We start from the raw sequence: 18,634 nt of genomic DNA on the forward strand, positions 1-18,634 counted from the left end.
ACCTAGTCATAGACCGGGCGGCTTGCCGCCCGGACAGTGATTGCATGACGAAAACTTGAGGCAAGCATGCCCTTCGTTCGGCGGCGCGCACGAGCGAAGGGAGCTTGCTTGGGCTATGACGGGTTTGTGCATGCGCCGCATGACCGACCCGGATGAGGGGGCCATGTACCGAATTCTGCAGATCCTGTTCGTTGCGCTGTGTCTGGTGATATCGGCCCATGTGGTCGGTTCTCGCGCAGCCGAAGACCTCGGCCCGCTGATCGATCAGCTGGGCAGCGCTAAGCTTTCCGAAATGGACGACCACATAACGGCGCTGGCCAAGACCGGCGACGCGAAGGTCATTCCGGTGCTTGAGGCGCTGGGCGAGGGGGAACTTTATCAGCGCAAGTCCGACGGCAAGGTCTTTCTGGTCAAGGCGCAGGGCGCAGACCTGCTGCTCGTCGATCCCGTGACCGGGGCTGACGCCGGAGCGGCACCGAAGGCGGCGATGCAGAAGGTCAAGGTCAACAATGCGGTGCGTCGCGCGGTTCGCAGCGCGCTCGGAGGTCTCACGCTCTTCAGCGACGATACCAGTGCGCGCATAAAGGCGGCGCAATCCATGCTGCAGACGCCGAATGCCGATGCGCTCGAGGCGATCGAAACGGCGATCGCGGCCGAGAAAGACGGGACCGTGCGCAAGGTTCTCGATGAGGCCCGCGCGGTGACGCTGCTCGTCTCGGATCGCCCGGACGATCAGAAGCGTCAGGCGATCGCGCTGCTTGCCGAAGGTAACGGGCGAAACGGCCTTGCCGTTCTGACCTCCGCTCTGGCCACAGCCGATGCTTCCCTTAAACCCGATATCGAGGCCGCGATCGCCCGGATCGAGCAGACCCAGGCCTTCTGGAGCGCCGGCCAGAACATTTGGTACGGCCTGTCGCTCGGCTCGGTCCTCTTGCTGGCGGCGATCGGCCTTGCCATCACCTTCGGCGTCATGGGCATCATCAACATGGCCCATGGCGAGATGGTCATGCTCGGCGCCTACACGACCTTCCTGGTGCAGGAGGTGGTGCGCAATTCCTATCCTGACCTCTTCGACTGGTCGCTGGCGATCGCGCTGCCGCTCGCCTTTCTCGTGACCGGCGCGGTTGGCCTTGCAATCGAGCGCGGCGTCATCCGCTTTCTCTACGGGCGACCGCTCGAAACGCTGCTTGCCACCTGGGGCATCTCGCTGATCCTGCAGCAGGCGGTGCGCTCGATCTTCGGGCCGACCAATCGAGAGGTCGGCAATCCCTCGTGGATGTCCGGCGCCTTCGAGTTTGGCGGGCTGACCATCACCTGGAACCGCCTGTGGATCATCGTTTTCGCGCTGGCGGTATTTGCGGCGCTGCTGTTCCTGCTCAAGAGGACGTCGATGGGCCTTAAGATGCGGGCCGTAACCCAGAACCGGCGCATGGCGTCGTCGATGGGCATCCGCACCCCCTGGGTGGACGCGCTCACCTTCGCGCTCGGCTCCGGCATCGCCGGCATGGCGGGCGTGGCGCTCTCGCAGATCGACAACGTCTCGCCCAATCTCGGCCAGGGCTACATCATCGACAGCTTCATGGTCGTCGTCTTCGGCGGCGTCGGCAATCTCTGGGGCACGCTCGTCGGCGCCTTCTCGCTCGGCATCCTCAACAAGTTCCTGGAACCCTATGCCGGCGCGGTGCTCGGCAAAATCCTCGTGCTGGTGCTGATCATCCTCTTCATCCAGAAGAAACCGCGCGGCCTCTTCGCGCTCAAGGGAAGGGCGGTGGAAGCATGATCACGTCATTTCTGATGCGGTCGTTCGACCGCAGCATTCTGATCGCCGTTGCGATCCTTGTCGGCCTCGCCATGCTTGTCCCGGCGCTCAACCTTTTGACCGCGCCCGATCATCCACTGCACGTGCCGACCTATCTTGTGTCGCTGTTCGGCAAGTACCTGACCTATGCGCTGCTGGCGCTGGCGCTCGATCTCGTCTGGGGTTTCTGCGGCATCCTTTCTCTCGGGCATGCGGCTTTCTTCGCGCTCGGCGGTTACGCCATGGGCATGTACCTGATGCGCCAGATCGGGGCGCGCGGCTCCTATGGTAACCCGCTGCTGCCGGATTTCATGGTGTTCCTCAACTGGAAGGAGCTGCCGTGGTTCTGGCATGGCTTCGACATGTTCTGGTTTGCCGCGCTCATGGTGGTCCTTGTCCCGGGGCTGCTCGCCTTCGTCTTCGGCTGGTTCGCCTTCCGCTCGCGGGTCAACGGCGTCTATCTCTCGATCATCACTCAGGCGATGACCTACGCGCTGCTGCTTGCGTTCTTCCGCAACGACATGGGCTTCGGCGGCAACAACGGCCTCACCGACTTCAAGGACATCCTCGGCTTCAACATCCAGGCTAACGGCACGCGTGCCGCCTTGTTCGCTGCCTCGGCGCTGATGCTGGCGCTCTGCCTGATCCTGACGTCGGCGATCGTGCGTTCCAAGTACGGCAAGGTGCTCGTGGCAGTCCGCGACGCGGAAAGCCGGACGCGCTTCCTCGGCTACCGGGTCGAGCACATCAAGCTCTTTGCCTTCACCCTATCGGCGATGATGGCCGGCATTGCCGGCGCGCTCTATGTGCCCCAGGTCGGCATCATCAATCCCGGCGAGTTCGAGCCCGGCAATTCGATCGAAGTGGTGATCTGGACGGCGGTCGGCGGGCGCGGCACGCTGATTGGCCCGATCGTCGGCGCCATTCTCGTCAATGGCGGCAAGAGCATCTTCACCGCAGCGTTCCCGGAATTCTGGCTCTTTGCGCTTGGCGGCCTCTTCGTGCTCGTCACCCTGTTCCTGCCGAAGGGCGTCGTCGGAACGGCTGGSGCGTACTTCGCCCGCCGGCGTGCGGAGCGTCAGACGCGGGCGGCTGAAACACCGGACAATCTGGCCGTTGAACCCATGGCGGCGGAGTAACGACATGAACCAGACAATCGGGCAGACCAAGCCGACCAGCCTTCTCTATCTCGACGGCGTCTCCGTCTCCTTCGACGGCTTCAAGGCGTTGAATGCGCTCTCCTTCGTCATCGAACCCGGCGAGCTACGAGCGATCATCGGCCCGAACGGCGCCGGGAAGACGACGATGATGGACATCATCACCGGCAAGACGCGGCCGGACGAGGGGCAGGTGTTCTTCAAGGGCGAGATCGACCTGTCGAAAAAGGACGAGGCGGAGATCGCTTCGCTCGGCATCGGCCGCAAATTCCAGAAGCCGACGGTGTTTGAAAGCCACACGGTCTGGGACAATCTCGAGCTGGCGCTCAACCGCAAGCGCGGCGTGTTTCCGACACTCTTTTACCGACTGACGGCAGCGGACAAGGCTCGGATCGAGGAGATCCTTGCGACCATCCGCATGTCGTCGCGCAGCAGCGATCTCGCCGCCAACCTTTCGCACGGGCAGAAGCAATGGCTGGAGATCGGCATGCTGCTTGCCCAGGAGCCGGAACTGCTGCTGGTCGACGAACCGGTCGCCGGCATGACCGACGCGGAAACTGCCGAGACAGCCATCCTGCTGAAGGAGATCGCCAAGACCCGATCGGTCGTGGTTGTCGAGCACGACATGGGCTTCATCCGTGAACTCGGCGTCAAGGTCACCTGCCTTGCTGAAGGGGCGGTGCTGGCGGAAGGCTCGATCGACTTTGTCAGCAGCGATCCGAAGGTGATCGAGAACTACCTTGGCCGGTGATGACCCACACCGAAAATCCAAACGGAGGGCGCGCCATGCTCAGCGTCGAAAACGTCAATCTTCACTACGGCGCCGCGCAGGCGCTGCGAAACGTGTCGATCACGGCCGAGATGGGCAAGATCACCTGCGTGCTCGGGCGCAATGGCGTCGGCAAGTCGAGCCTGCTTCGGGCGATCACCGGTCAGCATCCGGTCAGCGCCGGCGCGATCGACTTCAACGGCGCAGCACTCGCCGGCATGGCGCCCTATCGGCGGGCAAAAGAAGGCATCGGCTACGTCCCCCAGGGGCGTGAAATCTTCCCGCTGCTGACGGTCAAGGAGAACCTGGAGACCGGCTATGCGCCCCTGAAGCGCGGCGACCGCTCGATACCCGAGGACGTCTTCAACCTCTTTCCGGTGTTGCGCTCGATGCTTGGTCGCCGTGGCGGCGACCTCTCCGGCGGTCAGCAGCAGCAACTGGCGATCGGCCGAGCGCTGGTGACGCGACCGAAGATCCTTGTGCTCGACGAGCCGACCGAAGGCATCCAGCCCTCGATCATCAAGGATATCGGCCGGGCTATCCGCTATCTCAGGGATTCGACCGGCATGGCGATCCTCTTGGTCGAGCAGTATCTCGATTTCTGTCGCGAACTCGCCGACCACGTCTACATCCTCGATCGGGGCGCTGTGGTCCACGAGGGCGCAGCCGAAACGCTGGACACATCAGAGGCGCGCCGCCATCTGACGGTGTGATCGCATCCTGAACAGTTACACCTGCGGTGCTCCGGCGTCGGGTTTCGCGGCGTCCGAGGCAAGCGACTGCTGGCTCTTGAGGCAAAGCCACCTTCTCAAGGGAGCGGAAATTCTCCCCCTGCCATAAAAGCGCCTTCTAAAATCACTAAATCTATGCAGTAACTGACGTATTTTATTGAGAATGGTGCAGTTTGGGTGTAGGACATCCTAAGCGAAAGAGTGCGGCCGTCACAACCCGTTACCCCCGGTAAATGCCGCGGGAAGGGGCGTTGTGGCGGCTTTCCTTGTTCAGGAAAGTGAAGTGACATGTTGACCAAAAAAGGAAAATACGGGCTCAAGGCCCTTGTCGACCTGGCTCAACTGGAGCCCGGAGAGACCGCCTTCATCACCGAGATCGCCACGCGGAACAATATTCCGAAAAAGTTCCTGGACGCGATCCTGCTCGAACTGCGCAATGCCGGCATCCTGCGCTCGAAGAAGGGCCCGGGCGGCGGCTATTCGCTCTCCCGGCCAGCCTCCGACATCCGCATCGGCCAGGTCATCCGCACGCTAGACGGTCCCCTGGCGCCGATCCGCTGCGCCAGCCGCACCGCGTTCGAGGCCTGCGACGACTGTGCCGATCCGGTCAACTGTCATGTGCGCAAGTCGATGAGCAACGTTCGCGACGCGATCGCCTCGATCCTCGACAACATGACGCTGGAGCAGTTCGCCGCCAACGACAACGCGTCCGAGATCGTCGCCTTGAGGGACGCGGAGGCTGGCTAACCTTCGCGCAAAGGCCCGCTGTGGGGCCTGCGATCGCAAGATGCCGCTTGAGAACTGCAGCGTCACAGCTTTCTGATGATCGCGGCGGCTGCAGGCGGCGCTATGATTTCGAGCAGGCCGCAGCAATCGCGCCTTGCCGACATGGATGCGGGTTGCGCCCGGCTCGAGCGCACGCAGGATTTCCTTCGCCGCATAGGCCGCGCTGACCTTGCCCTTTCCCCGCCCTGATGTCATCGGGGTATCGACGAGCGGCAGCACCACATCAACCACTTTGACTGCGCCTGCCTGGTGCTGGACGGAAAGTGCATCCGAAAACATGCGCAGCCCCGCCTTGGTGGCGCTGTAGACCGCCGACGTCGATTTCGGATAACGGGCGAGTGCTGAGCCGACATTGACGATGACGAAGGGGCGCCCGGGCGTCTTCGGCAGAAGCAGCCGCGACAGCAGCATCGGCGCGACGAGATTGGTATCGACTTCGTCCGCGATTTGTCCGGCGTCGTAATGCGGGTTGTCGAATCGGACATTGTGCTGGATGGCCGCGTTGTTGATGAGACCGTCGATCGGATCGCCCGCCATCTTGGCTCCGCAGGCGATGGTTGCGGCCCGATTGCAGAGATCGAGCACCCGCGTTTCGATCCTCCGGTTTCGCAGCGTCAAGTCCTCCAGTCGCTCCCGGTCGCGGCCAAGTGCTAAGACATTGTGCCCTCTCGCGGCCAGTTGCAGTGCGATCTCCCTGCCGATTCCCGAGCTTGCCCCGGTGACGACGTAGCGTGCCATGTGATCTATTTCCCGTTGTTGCGCAGTCGAATCTGCAACGGGAGGACGGGGATGGCATTAACCGAAGTTAAGCGCGGAGAGGGCGCTGCGATTTCGCTGTTCGAGCGCATCGCCCGGCATCCGCTGGCGCAGGCGGAGCGACTGGCCGAGGCGATGCAGGTGCGCAGCGTGGGGGCTGGCGAAGCGATCTTCCATCAGGATGAGCCGCATCCCTATGTCTATGTGATCGAGCGCGGCCTGGTGAAGCTCACCTATCTGCGTGCCAATGGCGAGGAGTGGATCAAGTCCTTCGCCATCGAAGGGCGGTTCTTTGCGAGCCTCTCGGCGCTGGTGCCCGCCGGGCGGGCGAGCTTTTCGGCAATTGCGGTCGAGGAGAGCCGCCTCGAGAAAATTCCGTTCGTGACGCTGCAGGCGCTGGCCGACACCGACCTTGGCTGGTCGCGGATGATCCGAAGTGCGCTGATGATGCTTGCCGAGCGCAAGGAGCGCCGTGAACGCCAGTTCCTGACGCTTGATCCCGAGGAGCGCTATCGCGCACTGCTCGTCGAGGAACCGGAGGTGGTCGCACGGGTGCCGCAGAAGGACCTCGCCGGCTATCTCGGCATCACCCCGGTCGGCCTCAGCCGCATCGCCAAGCGAGTGCGGGGGGAGGCCGACACCAGGCTTAACCCGGGTTAATGCGCGGCATCCGACAAGGAGCGATACCAGGCACCGTTGCAACAACGGAGGCGCGACTTGACCAAACAGAAAGCGGCATCGGATTTCCTGCTCTTCCTCAGATCCTGGGCGGCTAGACCGCTGGAGGTCGCGGCGATCGCGCCTTCGAGCAGACGGCTGGCGGTCGCCATGACCACCGAGATCGGACCGCTCTCCGGCAATGTGCTCGAACTTGGGCCTGGCACCGGAGCCTTCACGCGGGCACTGCTTCGCAACGGCGTTTACGAGGACAATCTCATCCTGGTGGAGCGCAATCCGGCTTTCGCTATGCTGCTGCGGGAGCGGTTCCCGAGCGCGACGCTGATCGAGGGCGACGCCCAGCACCTGGCCCTGCCGGCGGTGAAGTCCGTCGGGGCGGCGATCAGCGGCCTGCCACTTCTGTCCATGCCGGCGCAGACCGTGCGGGCGATCCTCGCCTCGGTCTTTCATCACCTTGCCGAGGATGGAAGCCTGTTCCAGTTCACCTATGGACCGCGATGCCCGATCTCGCTCCAGGTTCTGGGCGAGCTTGGGCTCAAGGCCTCCTTTCGGCGCTGGGTGCCGCTCAACCTGCCGCCTGCCAGCGTCTATCGCATTTCCCGGAATAGTGCCTGAGCGCGATGGCCCCGTTTCCCGCCGGCGCGTGGGCGGCACCGGGTGACAGGTAAGACTTTCTCGGGCTTCCGCCCAAGTCAAAATCCATTTGCTGTCATTGTCTATAGAATAAGTTCATTATTACGCCTCAACCAAGGAGAGGCGGATGAGCAACGTACACTTCCTCAGAGAACCGGCGCCGGTGAACGCCGAACATGACGAAAGGCGACGGGAGCTTTTTGCCCGCGCCGAGGCGCTGTCAACCGATCTTGCCCGTCGGGGCGCCGAACTCGACCGGGTGGGCGCGCCGCCGCGCGAGGAGATCGAGGCGCTCCGCCAGGCTGGTCTGTTGACGGCGTTGCATTCGCCGGAGATCGGTGGGGCCGGCTTGAGCTGGATCGACGGGCTGCGGCTGGTGCGCGTCGTCGCGCGCGGCGAAAGCTCGATCGGGCAATTGCTGGGCTACCACTACGTCAACAGCCAATACGTCTATTGGGCCGCCGCCGATCCCCGGCAAGCCTGGGTGCTGGGCGCCGAAACGGTCGAGCGGCAGCTCTACTGGGGTGCAGCCGTCAACCCGCGCGACCCCGGCCTGACGCTCGAGCGGCGCGGCGCGCACTACGTCTTGAACGGCCGCAAGACGTTTTCGACCGGCGCGCATGTCTCCGACCGCATCAACGTCAATGCCACGCTCGACGGCAAGATCGCCAATTTCGTCGTGCCCACCGACCGTCCCGGCTATATCGCGAACGACGACTGGGACAATATCGGCCAGCGCCTGTCGGACAGCGGCAGCGTCGAGTTCCGCGACTTTCCGGTTTATGGGCGAGACTTCATCCAGGCGCTTGCCGAACCCTTAGATCCGCCACCGGTGCAGGCGACCTTCAACACGCCGCTGATCCAGCTCGTCTTCGTCAATTTCTATCTCGGCACGGCGCAGGGGGCGCTGGCAGCAGCGCTCGACTACGTCCGCAGCACAACGCGTCCCTGGGTGACGTCCGGCGTCGAGCGTGCCGGCGACGACCCCTATATCCTTGAGGCGATCGGCGAGCTCCAGACGAACCTGAAGGCGTCGGTTGCGCTGGCCGATGCGGCTGCGGCAGCGGTCGAAGCGGCCTTGTCCGAGGGCAGCTCGGTAACGGCCGAGGCGCGGGGCGCGGCGGCGATCGAGGCCTATGCGGCCAAGGTGCATTCCACCCACGTGGCGCTCGACGTGACGGCAAGGGTGTTCGAATTGATGGGCGCGCGCGCCACGGCTGGGCACTATCGCTTCGACCGCTACTGGCGCAATGTCCGCACCCACACGCTGCATGACCCGGTCGCCTACAAGGCGCGCGAGGTCGGCGACTTTGCGCTCAACGGTCGGATCCCGCCGGTAAGCCTCTATAGCTGAACCTGACGCATAGGGTGACTGTGCGTAGAAAAACGCCGCCTGAACAAAGGTTCCGGCGGCGTTTCTTTGATGTCTTCGCTTAAGCGGAGGCCGCGATCGCCTGCCGCTGGCCGGCGAGGTCGCGATAGCCGGCGCCCGGATGCGGCGCCGCAAGCCTCGGACCGGCCCCGAAGAGCTTTTCGCGGAGCGTGCCTTCGCGGTAGCCGGTCTTGTAGACGCCGCGCCTTTGCAGTTCCGGCACCAGCAGCTCGACGGCGTCTTCGAAGGTCCCGGGCGTGATGGCATAGGCAAGGTTGAAGCCGTCGACATCGGTCTCCTCGACCCATTCCTGCAGGAGATCGGCGACCGTCGAGGGCGAGCCGACGAAGACGGGGCCGAAGCCGCCGATACCCACCCAGTCGGCCATTTCGCGCACGGTCCACACCCGATCCGGGTCGATGGTCGTAAAGGTCTCGACGGCCGATTGCACCGCGTTGGTGTAACGGTGGCGAAGCGGCTCGTCCGGGGCGAACTGGCCGAAATCGATGCCTGTCCAGCCGGAGATCAGCGCCAGGGCACCCTCGTAGGACACGTGGCTGCGGTATTCGTCGAACTTCTTCTTCGCCTCCGCGTCGGTTTCGCCGAGGATCACCGTCTGCAGATTGAAGGCGAGGATTTCGCGTGGGTTGCGGCCGGCGCGCGCGGCTGCCTCGCGGACATTGGCGACATAGCGCTTCAATACGGTTTTGGATGGCGCGGCGACGAAGATGCATTCGGCGTGCGCCCCGGCAAAGTCCTTGCCGCGGCTCGAAGAGCCGGCCTGGTAGAGCACGGGCGTGCGCTGCGGCGACGGTTCGCTCAGGTGAATGCCGGGAACAGTGAAGTGGCGGCCGTGATGGTTGATCGGATGCACCTTTTCCGGATGGGTGAAGATACCGCTTGCCCGATCGCGCACGATGGCGCCGTCCTCCCAGCTTCCTTCCCAGAGCTTGTAGCAGACCTCCAGATATTCCTCGGCGAGATCATAGCGGTCGTCGTGGCGCGCCTGCTGCGCCTGGCCGATGTTGAGCGCGCCGCTGTTGAGGTAGGAGGTGACGATGTTCCAGCCGACACGCCCCCGGGTCAGATGGTCGAGCGTCGAGATGCGGCGGGCGAAGGTATAGGGATGCTCGAAGGAGAGCGACGCCGTCAGCCCGAAGCCGAGATGCTCGGTCTCGTAGGCCATGGTCGGCACCAGTTGCAGCGGGTCGTTGACCGGGACCTGGGCCGAATGCCGAAGGGCTGCATCCGCATTGCCGTTCAGCACGTCATAGACGCCCAGCACGTCGGCGATGAACAGGCCGTCGAACTTGCCGCGCTCGAGCGTTTTTGCCAGATGCACCCAGTAATCGAGATCCTTGTAGCGCCAGGACTGGTCGCGCGGATGGGTCCAGAGCCCTGGCGACTGGTGGCCGACGCAGTTCATGTCAAAGGCATTCAGCCGGATTTCGCGGCTCATGGGGCTCTCCTTCGGGCAAGGTTGGGCGTTGCCCAAAGCGCCGGTCACGCCTCGGGACGATCGCGCGCGGTCGATGGGCTCAGAGTGCGCCGTTCTTCGGCGGCTTGATGCCGTTCAGGTGGTAGTTGCCGACAACGTGATGCTTCCAGCGCACCGGGTCGTGCAGCGTGTGGGTGCGGGCGTTTCGCCAATGGCGGTCGAGGTTGAGGCCGATCTTCGTCGATGCGGTGCCGGCGAGTTCGAAGAGCGTGTTGCTCGCTTCCAAGGCGATTTCGGTCGTCAGGACCTTTGCCGCGGCAACGGCAAGCGTCGCTTCGATCACGCTTTCCTCGGTACCGTTGATCTGGGCGACGTCGACCTTTTTGCCGGCACGCTCCACCGTGGCCGTTGCCGCCTCCAGGCGGATGGCAAGCTGGCCGATGCGGGCGATCGTCAACGGATCGTCGGCCGCCCGTTCGGCGCCACTGTCCATCCAGGGGCGCGCATGATTGCGGACAAAGTCGAGGGTTTCGGCAAAGGCTGCCCGGGCAATGCCGAGATCGATGCCGGCATGGATGATCTGGCCGACGCTACCGATCGTCGTCGGCCTTTCGAAGCCGCGGTGATGGCGCACCACCGCATCGGCGGCCACATAGACGTTCTGCAGCACGGTCGTGCCGCTGCCGGTCGTGCGCTGGCCGAAGCCGTCCCAGTCGTCGATGATCTGCAAGCCCTCCGCGCCGCGCGGCACGAAGGCCATGGTCAGCTTGTCGTTCGGATCAAGGGCGAAGATGACGATCCATTCGGCAAACAACACGCCGGTCGAATAATATTTGCGCCCGTTCAGACGGAAGCCGGGGCCGTCGCAGGAAAGCCGGGTCTCATAGTCGCCGACGGTTTTCGTGCCACGCTCCGAAAGGGCGTTGCCGAAACGGTCGCCGGCAAGCGCCCGGCCGAAGAAAAAGGCCTTTTGCTCCTCGGTGCCATCGGTACGCAGCGCCTCGAGAATGTAGAAATGGTTCTGCGGGATCTGGCCGATCGAGGAATCCGCTTCCGAAAGGATGGCGGTGACTTCGGCAAGAACGGCATTGGAGACGTCTATGCCGTCATACTCCGGCGGCACGGTGATCGCCAGCAGGCCGGATTGGGCGAGCGCATCGAGCTCGTCGAAGGGCAGAATGCGATCCGTGTCCCGCTCGTTGGCACTCCCTGCAAATTCCGCCGCCAGCTCACGCGCGATCGACAGCGCTTCCTCTTCGCTTTCGATCCGGTGCGCCGGGGCTCTAGTTTTCTCGGAAAGCCGCGAGATCGTTCCCATGTGACTGCTCCCTGTCGATTGAGGTGCATATCAGTGAATTATCTGGCCTGATCGGGTAAGATAGTATATTCTATAGAAATTATCGATTTGAGTATTTCGTTTCGGCCTTGATGGCGACTTGGTGTTTACCTTCGGGTCGGGATGGGTAAGATCGATTCGGGGGAAGGCCAGGGAAGAGGACCCTGGTGACGGTCGGCGGCGTGTATGCTCACCGATTTCCCGCCAAAATTGACTGCGGCTCAGGGAACCATCGCCCGATTTGTGCATTTGCCTCATCGCCTGCAGTTTGACCCGTCGTGTGGCCCCAGAGTATCGGCCACCCGGCACGAACACAAACATATGCTGACAGAATTGGCCATTCGCGTTTCCCGGCCTTAACCACTGAAGGAGACACAAATGACGAATTTCCTGCCTGCTCTCCATGAAGGGCACGCCTCCATCACGCTGCAGAACCTGTTTCGTGATGCTCTGGAGGCCTATGATGACTGGGGCGCCAACATGCCCGAGCCCATCGTTGCGTTCGAAGGCAAGCGCATTCCCATCAGCGAGGTCTTCGACTGGATGAAACCTTGCAGCGACATCATGCCGGCAAACCTCATCGGCATCGTAACCGACCGACTGAACAAGCCGTGGAGCGGTGAAGGGCCGCTCGACGCCATGACCGTCTCGACGGCCGCGCGTGTCATGTCGGTGCTGACGCGGCGGCAGCTGCGCAGCTTCGGTCGCGGCTCGATCGAGATCTTCGCCGACCGCTTCAACCATCCGGTCCACGCCAGCGCGTGAGACCGGTGACCTCAGAGGAGCGCGCGTGCGCGCTCCTCGTTCCCGGCGGGTATCCGTCACGGATTTCCCCGCACCTTGCCGACCCCTTCCTTGAAGCATCGCCTTCCCGTAAACACGAGGGGAGAGCAAGCGGATGTTCGAGCGGACCGGGGGCGGCGTGAATTTTCGACAATTGGAAGTGCTGCGCACGCTGTTGGCGACCGGATCGACGATTGCGGCCGCCAAGACGATGGGGCTCAGCCAGTCCGGCGTCAGCCGGCTGTTGCAGCAGCTCGAGGAAGAGCTGTCGCTGACGCTTTTTGCCCGTGACAAGGGCCGGCTGATTGCGACGCCCGAGGCGATGAAGCTCGCCGAGGATGCGGAGCATATCTTGCTCGGCATCGACCGGTTCACCAATCTGGCGCAGGACCTGCGCAGCGGCGCAGTCGGCCCAGAGGTCGTGCGCATCGGCCTGCCGAACAGCATGTCCGAGACCTTCGCCCCGGCGATGCTCGCCGACTATGCCAAGGATTTTCCCGGCGTGCGCGTCGAAACCTTCTTCGACACGACCGTTGCGATCGCCCGCCTCGTCGAGCAGCGCATCATCGATTTCGGCTTCCTGCGTTATGAGGGGCAGCTGAGCGCCGGTCTCGAAATGCAGCCGGTCGCAACCGGCCTCAGCGTCTGCGTCATGGAAAAGGGGCACACGCTTTCGCAGCACGAAACCGTGACGCCGAAGGAACTGCGCGGCGTGCCCTTGATCCTGATCGGCCGCCGCCGGCCGACGCGGGTCATGCTCGACGAGATCTTCCGCAAGGCCGGCGTGCCGCAAAAGGTCAAGATCGAGACCCACAGCAACAGCTCGGCCTGCGCCTACGCGGCCTACGGCCTTGGGGTCGCGATCATCAGCAGCTTCTTTGCCAATCTGCACCGGCACCTACCGATCGAGATCCGTCCGTTTTCGCCGCACCTCACCCAGGATTTCGGCGTCGCGACGGCGGCTGGCGTACCGCTGTCGCTTGCAGCCCAAGCCATGATTGACTGCCTCAAAAGGCAGGTCGCCGCTTCGCAGCAGCCGTGAGACAATGGCCTCAAGGTTGCGGCCATTGGCAATGGGACGGGCGCGACACTACATTGCCGGCCGATACGAACATTAGAGCGGATAAGATCATGTTTCAGGCAGCCACCATCGACACAGGCGACAAGCGCGCTTTCTATGCGGAGTTGGCCCAGCAGCTCGAATCGCTGCTTCATGGCGAGCCGAACCTGATCGCCAACGCGGCCAATACGTCGGCGCTGATGTTCCAGACCATGCCGAGCCTCAATTGGGCGGGGTTTTATTTCCTCGAAACCGACGACGAACTCGTGCTGGGACCGTTCCAGGGCAAGCCTGCCTGTGTGCGCATCGCCGTCGGCCGCGGGGTCTGCGGAACGGCCGTCAAGGAAGACCGCTCGATCCTTGTGGAAGACGTCCATGCCTTTCCGGGGCACATCGCCTGCGATGCGGCCTCGCGCTCGGAACTCGTGGTTCCGGTGCGGCGTGACGGCCGGGTGATCGGCGTCATCGATCTCGACAGCCCGGAGCCTGCACGCTTCGACCGCGACGACCAGATCGGCATCGAAAAACTTGCGGCGATCTTCGCAGCGGCAATTGCATAGGGCCGCCGCCGTGGATGATCTGGCAAGGACTGACAGGCTTTTGCTTCGGGCCGCACCATGACGGATGCGGCTCAGCCTGTCGATGTCGAAACGCATGCGCGCGTGGCCCGCAAGATCGACATCGTCGTCATCGGCGCCGGGCAGGCGGGATTGTCTTCGGCCTATCACCTGGGCCGGCTCGGGCTGGCGCCTCACAGGCAATATGTCGTCATCGACCGGTCGCCGCAGCCGGGCGGGGCCTGGCAGTTTCGCTGGCCGTCGCTGACCTTGAATACGGTCAACGGTATTCACGATCTTCCCGGCATGAGATTTTCCGAAGCGGTCGATACCAGCAAGGGCGAGGTTCACGCGGCCGTCGCCGTGCCGCAGTATTACGGCGCCTATGAGAAGGCATTCGGTCTGCCGGTCCGCCGGCCGGTGGCCGTCAAGGTCGTGTGTGACCGGGGCGAGCGCTTCAGGGTCGAGACGGACGACGGGGCTTATGCTGCCCGCGGCATCATCAACGCGACCGGCACCTGGGAGGCCCCCTATATCCCGCCCTATCCGGGAGCGGAGCGCTTCAAGGGGCACCAGCTGCACACGAAGGATTATCAGTCGGCAGCGCAATTCGCGGGGCAGCATGTGCTGGTCGTCGGCGGCGGCATCTCCGCCATCCAGCTGCTCGATGAAATATCGCAGGTGACATCGACCACGTGGGTAACGCGGGAGGAGCCGGCCTTCCGCGACGAACCGTTTACGCCAGAGGTTGGACGCGCCGCCGTAGCCATGGTCGAGGACCGGGTTCGCCGCGGCCTGCCGCCGGGCTCGGTCGTCTCGGTGACGGGCATTCCGGTGACACCTGCGATCATGGCCGCACGTGCACGCGGCGCGCTCGAGCGCCAGCCGATGTTTGCCGAAATGACCGAAAACGGCGTGCGCTGGTCCGACGGGCGCGAACTGGCCGTCGACGTCATCCTCTGGAGCACCGGCTTCAGAAGCGCGCTCGATCACCTGGCGCCGCTGCAACTGCGCAATGCTGACGGCGGTATCCTGATGACCGGTCGGCTGGCGACTCAGGTGGCAAAAGACCCGCGCATCCATCTCGTCGGCTACGGGCCGTCGGCTTCCACCATCGGTGCGAACCGGGCAGGAGGCGCTGCCGCCCGCGAACTGGCCGATTTTCTTCATCTGACCTGAGGAAGCCGGCGCGATCGCGCCGGCTTCCTCGCCAGCGAGCAGCCGGGCAGCGCCCACCCGGTCGCGATGAAGTTGCATGCCCTTTTCATAGAGGTATGACATTTACTCATAATATTGCGCGATTTTTTCCAATCGATCATAGTCCCTGCAACAAGAGAGCCGACGGGCAGGAGAATCGCGGTAACGCGTGCGGCCTGCCTCAGTACGGGGAACCCATGATCAAATTCATTCTCAATCGTCTCGTGATGGCGATACCGACGATCGTGATCGTCTCGGTTGCCGTCTTCACGCTTATCCGCCTCATTCCCGGTGATCCGGCAGCGCTGATGCTCGGCGATATGGCCGAACCGCAGCAGATTGCCGCGTTGCGCGCGGAGCTCGGTCTCGACCGCAGCATCCCGGAGCAATTCGTCATCTGGGCCGGCAACATCCTCTCCGGCGATTTCGGCACCTCGATCGTCACCGGCGAGCCGGTGCTGCATCTGGTCGTCAGCCGCTTCTTCGTCAGCGCCGAAATCGTCGTCATCGCCGTGCTTCTCGCGAGCCTGATCGCGGTTCCGGCCGGCGTCATCGCCGCCTGGCGGCAGAACAGCCTGACCGACCTGGCGCTTGTCGGTTCGGCGACCGTGCTTCTGTCGATCCCAACCTTCTGGCTCGGTCTTCTCTTGCTGCTCGCCTTCGGCCTGAAGCTCGGCTGGCTGCCGGTGCTTGGCTACGTGCCGATCTCGGAGAACTGGAAGGCCGGCCTTCTCTATCTGGTGCTGCCGGTCATGACGCTTGTCATCCACGAGATGGGCGTGATCATCCGCATGGCCCGCGCCTCTACGCTCGAAGTGTTGCGGCTCGATTACATCACCCATGCCCGCGCCAAGGGGCTTTCGGAAAGTGCCGTTCTCTGGCGCCACGCCTTCAAGAACGCCTTCGGCCCGACCTGGACGATGATTGGCCTGATCCTCGGCAACCTGCTTGGCGGCATCGCCGTCATCGAGACGGTGTTCACCATTCCGGGTCTCGGCCGCCTGATGGTCGATGCGATCTTCCAGCGCGACTATCCGGTGATCCAGGGCTGCCTGCTGCTCGTCGCCTTCTCCTATGTCGTCGTCAATCTGGTGGTCGACCTCCTCTATCCTCTCTTCGATCCGCGGGTGGTGGCAGAATGAGAAAGCTCACTTTCAACGGCGCCATCGGCGGCGGCCTGATCGGCCTGCTGGTCATCACCGCCCTCACCGGCCTTTTCTGGACGCCTTATGATCCGATGGCGCTCGGCTTCACCGCGCGGCTTGCCGCACCCGGTGCAGCGCACTGGCTCGGCACCGACGAGTTCGGCCGCGATGTCGCCAGCCGCCTGATGGTCGGCGCCCGTGCCAGCGTCTGGATCGGCTTCCTGACCGTCACCTTCGCCGTCGTCTTCGGCACCTTCATCGGCATCGTCAGCGGCTATGCGCGCGGCTGGGTCGATGGCGTGATCATGGCGATCAACAACGCCCTCCTGGCCTTTCCCGGCATCCTGCTGGCGCTCGGCCTGCTCGCCGTCTTCGGCGCCAACCAGTACGGCATCATCTTCGCGCTCGGCATCGCCTATACGCCGTCAATGGCCCGCGTGGTGCGCGGAGCGGTGCTGTCGCTGCGCGAACGCGAATTCATCGAGGCGTCGCGGGTGATGGGCAATGGCGAGATTTATACGATGCTGCGCCATATCCTGCCGAACTGCGTCGCGCCGATCACGGTGCTTGCCACCTCGATGTTCGGCTGGGCGATCCTCTCGGAAAGCGCGCTTTCCTTCCTCGGTCTCGGCGTGCCGCCACCGGCACCCACCTGGGGAAACATGCTCGCCGCCGGCCGCCCCTTCATCGAACAGGCCGTCTGGCTCGGTTTCTTCCCCGGTCTCTGCATCGCTCTCACTTTGCTCGGCATCAACCTTCTGGGCGACGCGCTACGCGACCGTCTCGACCCCCGCATGCGAGGCCTGAAATGACCGGCAATCCTCTTCTCAGTGTCCAGCGCCTTTCGCTTGCCGTCACTCACTCCGGCAACCAGGTAGTGAAGAACGTCAGCTTTGACGTCGCGCCCGGCGAAATCGTCGGCATCGTCGGCGAAAGCGGCTCCGGCAAGACACTGGCGACACGCGCGATCATCGGGCTCATTCCGCCGGCCGTCCGCCGTATCGGCGGCACGATCCTCTACCGGGGTAAGGATGTGCTCGGCATGAAGGACCGGGATCTCCGCCAGCTTCGCGGCGGGGAGGTCGGCGTCGTCTTCCAGGAGCCGATGACCTCGCTCAACCCGTCGATGACCATCGGCCGGCAGCTCGAGGAAGGGCTGATCCTGCACACAAAGATGTCGGTCGAGGAGCGCCGCACGGCGATCCTCTCGATGCTTGGTCGCGTCGGCATACGCGAGCCGGAGCGGGCGTTGACCGCCTATCCGCACGAGTTCTCCGGCGGCATGCGCCAGCGCATCATGCTCGCCTCGGTGATGCTGTTGAAGCCAGCCTTGCTGATCGCAGACGAGCCGACGACCGCGCTCGATGCCGTCGTCCAGCGCGACGTCATGGAGCTGATGGTCGAGTTGACCCAGGCCGAGGGCACTGCAGTGCTGCTCATCAGCCACGACCTGCCGATGGTCGCCCGCTACACCAACCGTTTCGTGGTGATGGAAAAGGGCGTCGTCGTCGAGCAGGGGCTGACCGAGGAGATCCTGCAAGCACCGCAGCATCCCTATACCCGCAAGCTGCTTTCGTCGCTGCCGTTCCGTGGTGCTGCGCGTGAGCTCGACATGACCCGCACGCCGATGGTTTCGGCGCGCAATATTGTCGTCGAGTATCCCGGCCGCAAGGGTCTCTTCCGCAGGCACGAGCCGAAGCGCGCGCTGCACGGCGTCAGCGTCGATATCCATGTCGGCGAGGTCGTGGCACTGGTCGGCGGTTCCGGCTCTGGCAAGACGACGCTCGGCCGCACCATCGCAGGCCTCGTCCAGCAGGCCGAAGGCGACATCCTGTTCCAGGGCCGCGAGCGCAGCGCCGACTGGCGCGATTATAGGCTGAACTGCCAGATGGTCTTCCAGGATCCCTATTCGTCGCTCGATCCGCGCATGACCATTCAGGCGCTCGTCGAGGAAGCGCTGCGGCTGGTGCCGGACCTCGATACGCCGGCCAAGCGTCGCCGTGCGCTCGAAACGCTTGAGGAAGTCGGGCTCAGCGCCGATTTCGCCAATCGCTATCCGCATGAGCTCTCGGGCGGCCAGCGCCAGCGTGTGGCTATCGCCCGCGCCATCGCACGGCGGCCAAAATTCCTGATCGCCGACGAGCCGGTGTCGGCGCTCGACGTAACCGTTCGCGCGCAGGTGCTGGAACTCTTCTCGAACCTGCAGAAGCGCTACGGCTTCTCGTGCCTGTTCATCAGCCACGACCTCGGCGTCGTCGAGCAGGTCGCCGACCGCGTCATCGTCATGCAGGACGGGCGCATCATCGAAGAAGGCGACCGCGACCGGATCTTCGATGCGCCGAAGGATGCCTATACCCGCAAGCTGCTTTCGGCGATCCCGGCGCTCGATCTCAACCAGAGCGGTGGCGTCACCCTCAAATGGCGGCTGGAGGCCTGAG

17 protein-coding genes are annotated in these 18,634 nt (G+C 63.8%); 15 read left to right on the plus strand and 2 right to left on the minus strand.

What is annotated here, in order from left to right; translation table 11 throughout:
* The first annotated feature begins 163 nt into the window (after positions 1-163).
* The 8 genes from urtB to ASD63_RS31730 all read left to right on the plus strand — a co-directional run bounded on the left by urtB (position 164) and on the right by ASD63_RS31730 (position 8,662).
* Entirely contained in the window at positions 164-1,780 is a 1,617-nt protein-coding gene (gene urtB / locus ASD63_RS31690) for an urea ABC transporter permease subunit UrtB (RefSeq protein WP_060530434.1), read from the plus strand.
* A complete protein-coding gene (gene urtC, locus ASD63_RS31695) occupies positions 1,777-2,937 on the plus strand; it encodes an urea ABC transporter permease subunit UrtC (protein WP_034805744.1) in 1,161 nt (386 codons plus the stop codon). The genes urtB and urtC overlap by 4 nt, the downstream gene beginning before the upstream one ends.
* Before the next feature lie 4 nt (positions 2,938-2,941).
* Positions 2,942-3,706 (plus strand): urea ABC transporter ATP-binding protein UrtD, encoded by a 765-nt coding sequence (urtD, locus tag ASD63_RS31700; RefSeq protein ID WP_060530435.1) that lies wholly within the window; start codon positions 2,942-2,944, stop codon positions 3,704-3,706.
* 35 nt (positions 3,707-3,741) lie between these two features.
* On the plus strand, positions 3,742-4,437 hold the full coding sequence (gene urtE, locus ASD63_RS31705) for an urea ABC transporter ATP-binding subunit UrtE (protein WP_029742910.1): 696 nt from the start codon (positions 3,742-3,744) through the stop codon (positions 4,435-4,437).
* Positions 4,438-4,743: 306 nt separating this feature from the next.
* Positions 4,744-5,202, plus strand: a complete 459-nt coding sequence (locus ASD63_RS31710; protein ID WP_029742909.1) for an Rrf2 family transcriptional regulator — start codon at positions 4,744-4,746, stop codon at positions 5,200-5,202.
* An 828-nt stretch (positions 5,203-6,030) separates the two neighbouring features.
* Complete coding sequence (locus tag ASD63_RS31720; RefSeq protein ID WP_049811029.1) at positions 6,031-6,657, plus strand: Crp/Fnr family transcriptional regulator; 627 nt, start codon at positions 6,031-6,033, stop codon at positions 6,655-6,657.
* A 57-nt stretch (positions 6,658-6,714) separates the two neighbouring features.
* Entirely contained in the window at positions 6,715-7,290 is a 576-nt protein-coding gene (locus ASD63_RS31725) for a methyltransferase domain-containing protein (RefSeq protein WP_060530437.1), read from the plus strand.
* A 145-nt stretch (positions 7,291-7,435) separates the two neighbouring features.
* Positions 7,436-8,662: an acyl-CoA dehydrogenase family protein gene (locus tag ASD63_RS31730; RefSeq protein WP_060530438.1), complete on the plus strand. Its 1,227-nt coding sequence runs from the start codon at positions 7,436-7,438 to the stop codon at positions 8,660-8,662.
* Between the two features lie 79 nt (positions 8,663-8,741).
* On the opposite strand, the gene ASD63_RS31735 is transcribed toward ASD63_RS31730, so the two are convergent.
* Together ASD63_RS31735 and ASD63_RS31740 are read right to left on the minus strand one after the other, a co-directional pair.
* On the minus strand, positions 8,742-10,139 hold the full coding sequence (locus tag ASD63_RS31735) for an LLM class flavin-dependent oxidoreductase (protein ID WP_060530439.1): 1,398 nt from the start codon (positions 10,137-10,139) through the stop codon (positions 8,742-8,744).
* Between the two features lie 79 nt (positions 10,140-10,218).
* Positions 10,219-11,436: an SfnB family sulfur acquisition oxidoreductase gene (locus tag ASD63_RS31740; RefSeq protein ID WP_060530440.1), complete on the minus strand. Its 1,218-nt coding sequence runs from the start codon at positions 11,434-11,436 to the stop codon at positions 10,219-10,221.
* Positions 11,437-11,832: 396 nt separating this feature from the next.
* On the opposite strand from ASD63_RS31740, the gene ASD63_RS31745 reads away from it, so the two are divergent.
* The 7 genes from ASD63_RS31745 (at position 11,833) to ASD63_RS31775 (ending at position 18,633) form a co-directional block, all read left to right on the plus strand.
* Positions 11,833-12,219 carry a hypothetical protein gene (locus ASD63_RS31745; protein ID WP_034805768.1) on the plus strand — a complete coding sequence of 129 codons (387 nt, stop codon included), beginning with the start codon at positions 11,833-11,835 and terminating at the stop codon, positions 12,217-12,219.
* A gap of 157 nt (positions 12,220-12,376) precedes the next feature.
* Positions 12,377-13,279 carry a LysR family transcriptional regulator gene (locus tag ASD63_RS31750; protein WP_034805970.1) on the plus strand — a complete coding sequence of 301 codons (903 nt, stop codon included), beginning with the start codon at positions 12,377-12,379 and terminating at the stop codon, positions 13,277-13,279.
* Between the two features lie 89 nt (positions 13,280-13,368).
* Positions 13,369-13,857, plus strand: a complete 489-nt coding sequence (locus tag ASD63_RS31755; RefSeq protein ID WP_034805770.1) for a GAF domain-containing protein — start codon at positions 13,369-13,371, stop codon at positions 13,855-13,857.
* Between the two features lie 57 nt (positions 13,858-13,914).
* Positions 13,915-15,033, plus strand: coding sequence for an NAD(P)-binding domain-containing protein (locus ASD63_RS31760; protein ID WP_060530441.1), 1,119 nt, complete (start codon positions 13,915-13,917; stop codon positions 15,031-15,033).
* A gap of 215 nt (positions 15,034-15,248) precedes the next feature.
* Positions 15,249-16,193, plus strand: a complete 945-nt coding sequence (locus tag ASD63_RS31765; RefSeq protein ID WP_034805773.1) for an ABC transporter permease — start codon at positions 15,249-15,251, stop codon at positions 16,191-16,193.
* Positions 16,190-17,008, plus strand: coding sequence for an ABC transporter permease (locus ASD63_RS31770; protein ID WP_060530442.1), 819 nt, complete (start codon positions 16,190-16,192; stop codon positions 17,006-17,008). The genes ASD63_RS31765 and ASD63_RS31770 overlap by 4 nt, the downstream gene beginning before the upstream one ends.
* Entirely contained in the window at positions 17,005-18,633 is a 1,629-nt protein-coding gene (locus tag ASD63_RS31775; RefSeq protein WP_060530443.1) for an ABC transporter ATP-binding protein, read from the plus strand. The genes ASD63_RS31770 and ASD63_RS31775 overlap by 4 nt, the downstream gene beginning before the upstream one ends.
* Position 18,634 lies beyond the last annotated feature (1 nt).

It is taken from the genome of Ensifer sp. Root558 (assembly GCF_001427045.1).
GTDB lineage: Bacteria > Pseudomonadota > Alphaproteobacteria > Rhizobiales > Rhizobiaceae > Ensifer > Ensifer adhaerens.